Here is a 12,631-nt window from a genome sequence, read left to right as displayed (position 1 = left end):
GTTTTTATTATAAGTTGTATGCTTTTTTCACTAAACCATAGGTTAACTGATAAGCGAGTTCATGTGCTGACTCAATACTAATTTGGTGATTAGCAACAAGTTCAGCTAAATAGCGGCAATCCACACGACGCGCGACATCGTGGCGGGCCGGAATAGATAAAAATGCACGCGTATCATCATTAAAACCAACAGTATTATAGAAGCCCGCTGTTTCAGTGGTTTGTTGACGAAAACGCAGCATACCAGCCGGACTATCATGGAACCACCATGCAGGCCCTAGTTTTAGGCTAGGGTAGTGGCCTGCAAGTGGCGCAAGCTCGCGGCTATAGGTGGTTTCATCGAGAGTGAATAAGATGATTTTTAACTTTGGATGATTACCGTATTTACTCAATAGTGGTTTAAGCGCGTTTACATATTCTGTTTGGCTTGGGATATCTGCCCCTTTATCACGACCGAATTGATTGAAAATCGGTTGGTTATGGTTGCGGTGTGCACCTGGGTGGATTTGCATTACTAAACCATCCTCGATACTCATGCCTGCAAGCTCGGTCAGCATTTGTCCACGAAACAGCTCTTGTTCTTGCTCATTTGCGTGACCAGTTCGGCATTTTTCGAACAATGCTTCACATTCACTCAGTGACAAGTCGGCAGTTATTGCACTGGGGTGCCCATGGTCAGTGGCTGTTGCGCGACCTTCTTTTTTAAAGTACTCACGGCGAATACGTATAGCGTCTAAATACCCTTGCCACGTTGTGGTATCTTGCTCGGTTAGCTCCCCTAGTTTTGCGACATTATCGATAAAGTCTTCGCGACTTGCATCAACCACATCATCTGGTCTAAACGTTGTAATAACTCGCTTTGCCATGTTTGTACCAGCCATGCCACGATGATGATCGAGCGAGTCTAGCGCACCTTCTGTGGTTGCAATTAGCTCAATATTGAAACGGTCCATTAGCGCATGCGGTTTATAGGCATCAGTCGCCAGCTCTGCGGTTATTTTGTCATAATAGTCTTGCGCATTTTCTGAATTTAATTTTTCAGTAAAACCAAAAACATCGCTAAATACAGCGTCTAGCCAATAGCCACTGGGTGTACCTGCGAACAAGTAATAATTGTCCGCAAAAATTTGCCATGCTTTTTTTGGATCAACGCTTTTAGAACGTGCCATATCACCTTCTAAGCCATGCTCAGGAATTCCTAACGTTGTTAAGTCGATGCCTTGGCTGTAGAGCATTCTAAACACATAGTGATCTGGTTTTATGAAAAGCTCAGTAGCGTTACCAAAATGAGGGTTTTCATTAAACCATTTAGGGTCTGTGTGTCCGTGTGGGCTTACAATAGGGAGACCTTTTATTTCATTGTAAAGTTCACGGGCAATGCTTACGACAGCGGGATCGCTTGAAAATAGGCGATCAGGATGTAGTTTAAGAGACTGTGATTGACGAGTCATAGTGTTTCCTTTATTCATTTACTTATTAGCCACCGGTGGCAAAATAGGCCAATTTATTTTGTTAGTACGTTAGCGCAGGCTTGAGTGATACTTTGCCAGTCTTTTGTATTCACCCAATCAGGTTTTGCGACCCACGTTCCACCCACAGCAAATACATTATCTAATGCTAAAAAATCTTTGAAATTTTGAGCATTTACACCGCCTGTAGGACAAAAGCGTATCTCTTGAAAAACACTCGAGACAGCGTGTAAAAAATCGATTCCGCCACACAATGAAGCTGGGAATAACTTGTGTTCTGTAAAGCCATATTCACTGGCGAGAAGAATATCGGCATTATTCGATACGCCTGGTAAGCATGGTTTGCCACAACTTGCTAAAGCATCTAGCAAGCGAGGCGATACTGCTGGCGTTACAATGTAATCAGCGCCTGCATTGATGGCGTTATTTAATGTGTCACTACGGGTAATTGTCCCCGCACCCACGATGAGATTTGGTAATGCCGATTTTATCGCTGTTATTGCAGCTAATGATTGCTCAGTGCGAAGTACAACTTCGACTAAATTAATACCAGCATCTTGCATAGCCCGAGCAACGGCGACTCCTTGCTGTGGATCATGTGCTTGGATGATTGGCAAAATCGGTTGTCCTGCCATTAATTTAGAAAATGCGCTCTGTGCCATTAGATTGACTCCGCTAATAATTGTTTTGCGCTAATTGATTGATTGTTCAAGGTGACGTTTTCAACATTGAAATCGGTGATATTTTTAACGATTGACTGTTTTGCGACGTTATCAAAGTGGCTATTTATAATTGTAAAATCTTTGATAGGTGCCCGCTCAAATCCATTTAAATAGAACGCTTTATCAAGCACGTTATTACAGTGCAGATTGTCTATAACGATATCGCGTACGGTGGGGTCAAATTGGCCTGCATCACCTTCTTCGTAAAAGAAATTAATAACAATTGCATTTTTTACTGTGCCAACTTCAACATTACGAATGCGAATATGCTCAATTAATCCACCGCGGACAGAATTGGTTTTAATACGGATGGCACGTTCTAAATGTGGACTGTCCATCGTGCAATCTTGTACGTAAACATTGTTCACACCGCCTGATATTTCACTGCCAATGACGACACCACCGTGACCCTCTTTCATATGACAGTTTTCGATCACTATATTGGCAGATGGCGTGTTGACGCGACGACCGTCAGCATTTCGCCCTGATTTAATTGCAATACAGTCATCACCCGTATCGAACGTACAGTCTTTTATATGCACATGATTGCAGCTTTCTGGGTCGCAACCATCGGAATTTGGTCCATGGCTTGAAAACGTGACACCACTGACTGTCACACTGTTACATAACACGGGGTTTACTAACCAAAAAGGAGAGTTTTTGATAGTCACTCCCTCAATTAACACATTATTACAGCGGTAGGGTTGAATGAAAGGGGGGCGCAGATATGCACCATCAGCGTAGATTCGCTTAGCAACAGGTAAGGCGTTTTCAGCATCAACCATTAATTGTTTACGTGCTGGTTTTTGATCCATCAATTGACCATTTTCTTGGTATTGTAATTCCCAGTGTTTTTCTTTGTGCGGACCTTTCCATGGCCACCAAGTGGTATTATTCGCATTACCCTCTAGTATACCTTCGCCAGTGATAGCTATATTTTGTTGGCCATACGCATAAATTAAAGGGGAATACCCCATCATCTCGAGGCCTTCCCAACGAGTGAATACTGCAGGTAGGTAGTCATCTGGATTAGTACTAAAACTTAGCACTGCGTTTTTTTCAAGGTGTAAATTAACGTTCGATAATAAGTGAATCGGGCCGGTATAAAATACACCTTCAGGAATAATAACTTTTCCACCACCTTGCTGGTGGCAGGTTAAAATAGCCTTTTTTATAGCATGGCTATTATTAAACGTACCGCCACTTTGAGCGCCAAAGTCAACGATATTAAAAGCACTCTCGGCGAACTGTGGTACTTTAATGTTCTTTTTAATCGCTTCGGCTGCTGACCAATCATTATTTTCTGTTGGCGTCAGTAAGGTATTTACACCCGCACTTTTGCAGCCCATTAATGCAGCAGTACCTACTAAACTACTCGAGGCGAAGGCTTTAAGAAAAAATCGGCGATTATTGTTCATACTCAAGGTTCCTGTAGTCACAACGTGTGTGCTAATTGTTTTTATAGTTGAAGTACTCTAGCAACAATTGCCACCGGTGGCAATTGTTGCTAGAGATTTTATAAAAAATAACCAACCACACAGTATTGGTTATTTGGAGGGGAGTCATTTGTTAAAATGATCCGCGCAAGCCGATTAAATATTGGCGTCCTGATGATAAGCTTTCGTATGGGCGAGGTGTGTAAATATCATTCCACATCTCTTGCTTTTCATCAGTTAAGTTAACGGCTTCAAACGACAAGCTCATATTTTCTGTCAGTTCATAGCGAGCAGAGAAGTTGAGTTTTGCTTTGTCATCATAGCCACGTACAAACGTTGATTCATCTTTGTATTCATCGAGGTATTGTTTGTTATAACCACCACGATAGTTGTATGAGAAACGTGCTGACCAATTATCTACTTCGTAATACATCGTTACATTGAAAGTGTTTTTAGACGTTTCTTCTTCGACTAAATTCAAAGGTGTACCATAAAATGGATCTTCGATATCGCGAGTATAATCAATGTATGTATAGTTAGCTTGTATACCTAATGCATTGAACGGTTCTGGTAAGAATGTAAAGGGCTGTTGGTAGATAAACTCCGCTCCCCACATACTTTCAGGATCGGTATTCACTAGTTGCGAAATTTGCCATGTTACCGTGCTTGGATCAGTGTCGCCCAAGTCAATACCCAGTCTGTCAAGTTCAGCCTGTGAAAGGACCTCATCTTTGCTTGATGTTGTTAAGCCAGAAATGTCTTTGAAGAACAGCGACGATGCAATTAGTGACTCATCAGCAAAGTACCACTCTAAACCTACATCATATTGTTTAGCTTTATACGGTTGCAGTGATGGGCCTGCTCCCATTCTTATTGTTGCAGTTGGATCTTCAATACTCGGGGTATTAATACTAATTGATGAACGCAAGTCAGATAGTTTTGGTCGGGTAATGGCGTGTGAATAACTAAAACGACCGACTAAATCTTCAGTGATATCATAAGCAAGATTTAGAGAAGGTAGCCACTCATCTCCTTCGCTCACTGATTCACGCCAACCATAACCATTTTCAAAGTTGGCGCCATCGCCGCGTCCTGCGGTGAATCTGTCTTTATATAGGTGATCGGTATTTACGATGCGGCTTGTATTTTTATTATCTACATAGCGCACACCAACATTACCTCTTAGCTCATTATCAAAGATGTACTTTCTAAAGTTTAACTGTAAAAAGGCCGTTGCGACTTCTTCTTTAATGTAATAGGTACGGCGATAATCTTCTTTTGCTTGGAAAAAATCGCGGTCAGAGAATGCGTCGTACATGGCGTTGAAATCGGGAGCTAACCAAGTCCCTGCATTGAGTGTTGAATTACTTGGAATTGATGCGTTATTACCAAAATGAACACCTTGCTCATCAAGAGTCGTGTTAAATAAGCTGCCATTAATGAGCTCTTCATCTAAGTACATAACACGTTCTTCGGCGCTTTCTCCAGAAGTCTTATTCGTTTCAGTATCAATATCACGCCAGTTATTTAAGTTGTAGTGTTGCTCAGTTTCAAAGCTACGCTTACCAATACCAAACTTAACTCTGTATTCATCTGAAATCTCATAATCAAAATCGATACGGATAGTTTTATTTTCACTAACAATCGTTTGCGAGCGGTTTCTTACCAAACCTGCCGTATAATTATTAGGATCAGTCATTACTGATTCGATTTGTTCTTTGGTGTAGTTGCCACCAGGAGGTTGAGCTGCCGCAAATGCAAAAGATGGCATATTGGTATTTAATTCACCGCTACCAATAGCTTCGCCACCCGTGTTATTTATTAACGTTAGCGGATCAATATTACTGTCGAAGCTATAAGCCACAGTTGATTGATTGCTATCTAAAGCAAATGTTGTCATGTAAGGAATATCTAAATCAGACTTGCCTTGACCAACTAGAAAGTTCATTTTAAAACGGTCGTTAATGTACCAATCACCCGTGAAGCTAGCTTGATCAAATGCTGATTCAGATGCGTCGCGTCGTGTTTCTGAACGAATAATCGCGTTCGAATATGCACCCGCAACGATTGTGTTGTTACTATCGACGTAAATATTTTCAGGAACAATGTCTTTTTGATCACGAAATAGCACTTCGTAATGGAACTCTTCCATATCATTTTCAAGGCTGGCATGCAGTATATCAAGGTTAAATGAAAGGTCGTCAGTTGGTGCATATTGTAAGGCAAGCGTTGCACCTATACGCTCTTGCTGTTTTGAATATAAAGAATAACGCGGGATCCGTGGTAGATATAAACCGTCTAAATTGTCATTGGTATAATTACCATTTGGAACGAGTAGGGTTCTTGGTTCTGCCGATAAGTAGTTTGTTCCACCTTGGCCTACGGGTGAGCCGCCATCGACATAATTTGGGTTATTGACAGTCCAACGACCAGTTGATGAACCTTCACTTTGAACTGTGCCATCACTGTATGCAACAGAAGCAAGGATACCAAATTTGTTATCCCAATTATTGCTCAGCATAAATGACACACGGGGTGATACATCTTCATCAACGTCACTGTAGCGCGCATTGACATTGTATGAGCCTTTAAAGCCATCGTATTGGAATGGACGCGCAGTTTGTAAATTAACATTACCAGAAATACCGCCATCTTCTAATTCGGCAGAAATAGTCTTGTTAATATCAATTTGAGTAAACAATTCAGATGCAAAGACGTTAAAGTCAAACGCGCGTGAAGTATTAGAGCCGCCAGCTGCATCAGTTGCAGCACCAGCGGAAGCTGATTCCATGCCATTTATTGTCGTTTTAACATAACGAGAGCCTAATCCGCGTATTGTTATTTGACGTCCTTCGCCAGCATCTTCTTCAATAGAGATACCAGGAACGCGAGAGAGTGAATCTGCGACGTTAAGGTCAGGAAATTTACCAATATCTTCAGCAATGATAGTTTCGCGTGTGCCTACCGCTTCACGTTTAGACATTAGGGCTGCATTGATACTGCCACGATAGCCTTTGACTTGGATGATTTCGATGCCATCATCTTCTTCTACGTTATTTTGTTGCTCTTGTGCATTAGCTGCATAACTACCCATTACACCACTAAGCATTAATGAGGTCATAAGGCAGCTTAGTTTGAATGTTTGCTTACTTGTTGTCATTGCTGTTCCAGTTGTAGTTTATTGTTATAAATTACATGACTTTCAAACGGCATAAGTCATATCCTGTTATTTTTTTATGCGATTGTGTGTTCAATTACGCAAAGAGTAAAATGCCACTTTAATCCCTGTTTTGCTACCGGTGGCATTTAGGTAGAAATTATACGTAAAAATTCGTGCTGTCAAACCAAATAAACCAATAATATTAATATTTCCTTTACAAATTAACGTTTTTAAAACCGCTGCAAGTTACATGATGGTGCAATAGTAGGTTGATTTTATTTATTTTATTTGCCACCGGTGGCATTGTATGCTAGGGTCATTTTAATTGATTTAATTTTCTACAGGAGTAGGTCGATGTTTAAGCATTTTTTAAGGTTTTTATGTGTCGGTGTTGCACTTTCGTCTTCAGTTCAGGCAGGTGAAAAGATCAACGTTTTTATGGCGGGTGACTCTACAATGTCAATAAAAGAAGTGAAAGATTACCCAGAAACAGGGTGGGGAATGCCTTTTCAATACTTCTTTAATGATCAAGTACAGGTAATTAACCTAGCTAAAAATGGTCGCAGCACACGGACTTTTAAATCAGAAGGTCGTTGGCAAATGATTATGGACGAGATTAAGCAAGGAGACTACGTCATCATACAGTTTGGTCATAATGATCAATCAAAACAAAAAGGTGACCGCTACACATCCGTACCCGACTTTAAAGAAAATTTACTTGGCTTCATCAAAGATGTGCGCGAAAAGCAAGCTCATCCCCTGTTAATGACACCGGTAACGCGCCGCTATTTTAATGAAGACGGAACGATTAAAGAGACGCACCCGCTGTATGCAGATGCGGTAAGAGATGTTGCTAAACAAACAAAGGTTGATTTTATTGACATGGAAGCAATTACTAAACGCTACTTTCAAGCGCTAGGTGATGACGGCTCTGCATTACGTTTCATGCATATTGCCCCTGATTTGCACCCTAATTACCCGTTAGGTGTAACAGATGACACCCATTTGAACCAACTGGGTGCAACAGAGGTTGCTCAGCTTGTGTTAACAGAATTAAAGAAGATGAATCATCCCTTGGTTGCAAAAGTTAGGAAGCCAGACCCTAAACACCTAAAGCGTTAAATTTGAGCGTTAAGTTGTATTTTTTACTGAAAGCCTAACAATAAGATTGTGAGGCTTTTTTATTGGGTTTTGTTAATCGGTTTTGGTGTAATTTCACATATTGACATTATAAACGCGTTGCTTCTTTTGGCTTTATTGTCCTTAATTTTATAGCACTATAGTTATAGTTCGCTTTTTTAATTGTTCTACTACATTGGGTTAGTCATCAACTGACAGCATTAGTTTTGTCATCGATGCTGGGGTTACTGGCGATTATATGTGTACAGAGACGACTTCAAGTAACTATGCACATGTACAGGCTAATCGTGCGACGACGAACGGATCATACGCTTATGCGTTGGGCTCAGGTGATAGCTTAGGTCTTTAAAACACTTTTTATATCAGTACCTTAGCGCAAACTAGTGCGGGGTATTACGAGTTAGGCAGTTGCCCTAATTAATAAAATTGTGTCGCCCCGATGGGCGACACATCCACCGAGTTAAAACTTATAAGTTAAGGTTAGGCTGCCGTTTGTAGGCGCACCATAATAACCCACAGTTTGTAAACTATTAATGTACTGCTCGTCAGTGATGTTGTTGACGTTTGCTTGTATGTCAATGTTGTCGTTGATATTCCATCGAGCAAAGGCATTAAGTAAGCCATAACTCCCTTGTTTTACATTGTAGTCAGTGCTTTCGATTTTAGATTGCCAACGGCCATTTAAGCCCACAACCACCGCATCGGTCACCGCATAATCTACTGTTACAGCGACAACATCGCGAGGTGCCCATTTATTAGTGTCATCACCATTTTCATCAGTTACATCAATATGTGTATAAGATGCAACGATATTCATAGCGTCGGTGATTTTACCTGTGACTTCAAATTCATAGCCTTCTGACTCAATAGACACGCCTTCATAGTAATAAATACCATCTTCAGTGAGGCCCGCGTATTGCGCAAAGTTATCTTGCTCAGCAGTAAAGTAGGCAAATGTTGTCATTAAGGCATCATCAAACCAAGAAGCCTTTACACCGGTTTCAAAGTTAGTGCCTTTAGTCGGTGCTAAGTATTGGCCGTTGAAATCAGTTTGTTCTTGCGGCTGATAAATATCAGAGTAACTAGCATATAGATTTAAATCGTCGTTTAACTTATAGGTAAAACCGATATATGGGCTTGTTTCACTTTCGTCATTATCGATAGATGCACCGGCATTCATGCCTGAGCGTTCAAACTCAATAGCGTTAAAACCAACCACGGTAAATAATTTATCAGTAATATTTAACTGAGCCGAGCCAAAGTAACGGGTTAGCTTTTGTTCAATATCTGAATACAGAACCGGCGTTAACCAATCAGGTTCTGGGATCGCATCTAAATCGTACGGGAACGCAGGCGTTGGTCCGTAAGCCGGTGTATTTGCAAAATCAAACGGGTGTTGATACATCACATCATCACTTTTTGCATGGCTTACCCCAAAGCTTGCTTGGTGCTCTTTACCAAACAATTCAAAGGCACCAAATGCTTTGATTTCAAATAAGTCAGCATCCACTTCGCTATCATAACGACCCGGCCAACCACTTAGGCCAAGACTGGTGTCTTTATCAATGCTGCCGCTGGCATAAAATAGTTTGTCTTGCTCTTCAAAACCACGGAAGTTGTAGCTCGCTTGAAGCTGCCACGCGTTTGCAAAAATATAGTTGTATTCAACAAATGCTGAGGTGTTAATAGTGTCCCACATAGTCCACTCTTGAGTGGTTGTGTCGCTGACATCCCATTTAGCTTGCGTACCATCTGTGTAGTTATAAACTAGGCCGCCCCAGGTATTGCCATCGGTATCAGCATCTTGGTAAGAATAACCCATAGTAACCGTTGAGTTATCTGTAAGCTGACCATCTACCACCGCAGAGAAAAACTCACGATTGTTCTCAAGGCCATCTAGGTATGACTCTTTATCTTCTGCGGCAGCCACAAAGCGAGCAGCCCAACTACCTGATTCAGTTAATAATAGTGAGTAGTCAGCTTGTAAACGTTTAAAATCCCATGAGCCAACAGAGACACCGATTTCGCCGCCGTTTTCGTTTTTAGGCCGTTTGCGTACATAGTTAAGGGTACCCGATGCATTACCTACGCCGGTAAGTAAGCCATTGGCACCACGAATAACTTCAATCTTTTCGTAGCCGTATGCTTCCATTGCGCCGGTAACGATACCCCAGTCATTTGGTAAGCCAACCCCATCGATTTGTGTATTCTTAATTTCAAAACCTCGCGATGTATAGTTGGTACGGTTAGTTTCCCATTCTTCAACATTGATACCTGGGGCTAAGCGTAAAGCATCATTAATGTTAAAAGCGGAATAATTTTTTAGTTGCTCAGCAGAGATCACACTGATAGATTGCGGCGTTTCATCAATTTCTAGCGCTAAACCTGTCGCTCCTTCACTAATACGGTTTTGACGTATGCCAACAATTTCGATTTTTTCGAGCTTTGCCTCTACGTCAGCTGTTTGCTCCGCAAAACTGATTTGAGGGAACAGTGCACAAAGAATAGCGGTTGCAACAGGCAACTGAGTGAATTTCATTTTTATCTCCGCGTGTTATTTAGCTGGTTTTTAGGGTTTTTGTGTTTGATAAGCAATTTGCGGGTAAGTTATCACAAATGATAATAACTATCATCACCATTTATCGCAAATGGTGGTATGTTAATACAAATAAGTTTAAAAATTAGTTTTTTGAAATGCTCTTGAGGTGCTTATATTAATTCGGCTAATTAAGAGAAGGGTTTTTAGGTAATAAAACCTGAGTGATATTAGGCAAAAATTTGTTGCTTAGTTGTTCTCTGCAATTGAACCTTGATTGCTTTAGCTGGGACGCCTATAAAGCTATAAATAAGCTAATTTTAAAGCTAGTAGTGAAAGGTGTTATTTTTTAAAATAATTAAGCTTTATTGCCAATTAATGAAATTCAAATGAAGTAAACACAAAAAAGGCGCCAGTTGGCGCCTTAAATTCGGGGTATTTTATTTTCTTCGCAGAGAATACGTATCATTACCTCTAAGCGTTACAGTTTGCGCAAGACTTACCTCTTCAATATCCATTACAACCACACGCTCTCTAGTGTGAAGGACTTCTGAGTCAAGAGATTGCTCTTCTTGAAGCATATAGAAGTGATTACCAATCTGACCACCACTATGATCGATATAAGCTTCGTGGAGACTGTATTCTTTGTAGCCAGCAACTGTATCTAGCGTCCCAGATTTGCCAGAGCCAGGTAAAATAGCAAGGTACGAAACACGCTCTGCAAAGTGCCCGTCATTCAAGCTTTCTTGCTCGTAAAATGCTGCATCAAATCCAGTGCTCGTTAGGTTAGTAGCGCGAGTATAGAAAGTGTGGCTACCATTGAAAGTCTGTGCTTGTAAAAACAAGTAAGGCTGTTGTGAAAATGAGTCTTTAAACTCAACAGCTTTATATTCTCTTGTGTCACTCAACGTAAAGCTGCCAACTTCAACAATAGTGCCATCATTCATAGTGTAGCGGCCTTCATCCATTGCTAGAAAGTCAAACGACTCAACATCTTTATGCGCATCTTTGATGTATTGCCATTTTTGAAATGAGACAGAATAGCTATTGTCGCTTACATTGGTTAATCTTAGTGCTCCACCATTAGGATCATTATTAGTAGGCGCCGATGTGAAGATAGCCGGTGCGGTAAAATATTGGTCAGCAAAGTCGAATGACTGCCATTTAGCACCCAGTTGGTCCATCACTTTTTCTGAATAATAAGCGATACCTTCGTTATCGATTAAACAAGGCGCTTGGGTGTAACATTCAGTCGTATTTTGCGTGTTAGTCGTTAAATCATTAATACGTACAGGCAAGCTTGCAACAAAACATGATTTACCTGTGTATGGGCTTAATTTATAAAGTTTTGATTCGTTTTTGTCACCATGGTCATTGATAACTGAGCGACTGATGATAATGTCACCTTTTTGACTCAGTGTTGCACCACCAACATTTACTAAGTTGTGTTCAGCAAGCTTTGTGTATTGATAATTGCTTCGATCAACACTGTAAACCGATGTCGCAGTGATCAGGAAAAGTTCGCCATTTTTGATAACTAAATCAGCTCGACTTAAGCCATCAACATCACTAAAGTCTGCAAGCTCAGTTGTACTACCAGTATTTTTATCAATTTTTAGTAGCTTAGAATAACTAACTGCAATTAATGAGTCAGTTTGAGGGTCATAGGTTAAACCAATAACAGAACTCGTTCTGCCAACAGAAACATGCTCACCTGTAGCATGGTCTAAATACGCTAAACGACTATATTTAAACTTTTCGCCTTGGATTGGCAATTGTGATGATTGCTCTTCACTAATATTAAGGTGAGAGGTATCAACTTTGTACTCTAGTGGAATAGGTGATGAAACATAATAAGTTCGATTTGTTGTTTCATCATAAGCAATAGCCGATGAGCTAAATTTAGCGATTGAATCGGCTTTAGCTGTTTTATTTTGTTCGTCTAGGCTAAACATAATGCCAAGTTCGCCTCGGCCTGAATTCATCGCAAACAACTCGCCCTGACAGCTATTTGCAGTTGCATTGCTTGCTGTCATCACACCAGCAACAGCAAGGGTCGATAATAACAAGTTATTTTTCTTAGACATAAATATAATCCACTAGTTAGTACATTAGGATACAAAGCAAAAAAGTGGGCTTTGTATTAATAATGAGCATTATAGTGAGAAC

The 12,631-nt window shown here is 40.6% G+C and carries 7 protein-coding genes; 1 reads left to right on the top strand and 6 read right to left on the bottom strand.

The genetic code is table 11. The annotated features are described in order from the left end of the window. Positions 1-7: 7 nt before the first annotated feature. The 4 genes from uxaC to AAEU31_RS05420 all read right to left on the bottom strand — a co-directional run bounded on the left by uxaC (position 8) and on the right by AAEU31_RS05420 (position 6,786). Positions 8-1,450, bottom strand: coding sequence for a glucuronate isomerase (gene uxaC, locus AAEU31_RS05435; protein ID WP_421966690.1), 1,443 nt, complete (start codon positions 1,448-1,450; stop codon positions 8-10). A 53-nt stretch (positions 1,451-1,503) separates the two neighbouring features. Next, positions 1,504-2,130, bottom strand: a complete 627-nt coding sequence (eda, locus tag AAEU31_RS05430) for a bifunctional 4-hydroxy-2-oxoglutarate aldolase/2-dehydro-3-deoxy-phosphogluconate aldolase (protein ID WP_065978971.1) — start codon at positions 2,128-2,130, stop codon at positions 1,504-1,506. Beyond that, positions 2,130-3,608 carry a glycoside hydrolase family 28 protein gene (locus AAEU31_RS05425; protein ID WP_421966689.1) on the bottom strand — a complete coding sequence of 493 codons (1,479 nt, stop codon included), beginning with the start codon at positions 3,606-3,608 and terminating at the stop codon, positions 2,130-2,132. The genes eda and AAEU31_RS05425 overlap by 1 nt, the downstream gene beginning before the upstream one ends. A 151-nt stretch (positions 3,609-3,759) precedes the next feature. After that, positions 3,760-6,786 carry a TonB-dependent receptor gene (locus AAEU31_RS05420; protein WP_421966688.1) on the bottom strand — a complete coding sequence of 1,009 codons (3,027 nt, stop codon included), beginning with the start codon at positions 6,784-6,786 and terminating at the stop codon, positions 3,760-3,762. 354 nt (positions 6,787-7,140) lie between these two features. Here AAEU31_RS05420 and AAEU31_RS05415 point away from each other — a divergent pair, with 354 nt between their 5' ends. Next, a complete protein-coding gene (locus tag AAEU31_RS05415) occupies positions 7,141-7,908 on the top strand; it encodes a rhamnogalacturonan acetylesterase (RefSeq protein ID WP_421966687.1) in 768 nt (255 codons plus the stop codon). A gap of 478 nt (positions 7,909-8,386) precedes the next feature. Here the strand turns inward: AAEU31_RS05415 and AAEU31_RS05410 are convergent, their stop codons facing one another. Both AAEU31_RS05410 and AAEU31_RS05405 read right to left on the bottom strand, forming a co-directional pair. Beyond that, complete coding sequence (locus tag AAEU31_RS05410; RefSeq protein WP_421966686.1) at positions 8,387-10,465, bottom strand: TonB-dependent siderophore receptor; 2,079 nt, start codon at positions 10,463-10,465, stop codon at positions 8,387-8,389. 437 nt (positions 10,466-10,902) lie between these two features. Then, positions 10,903-12,549, bottom strand: a complete 1,647-nt coding sequence (locus tag AAEU31_RS05405) for a hypothetical protein (protein ID WP_421966685.1) — start codon at positions 12,547-12,549, stop codon at positions 10,903-10,905. Between the last annotated feature and the right edge of the window lie 82 nt (positions 12,550-12,631).

The sequence above is a fragment of the Pseudoalteromonas thalassia genome, from assembly GCF_049257215.1.
Taxonomy (GTDB): domain Bacteria; phylum Pseudomonadota; class Gammaproteobacteria; order Enterobacterales; family Alteromonadaceae; genus Pseudoalteromonas; species Pseudoalteromonas lipolytica_C.
This window is presented reverse-complemented; position numbering and strand designations above follow the sequence as displayed.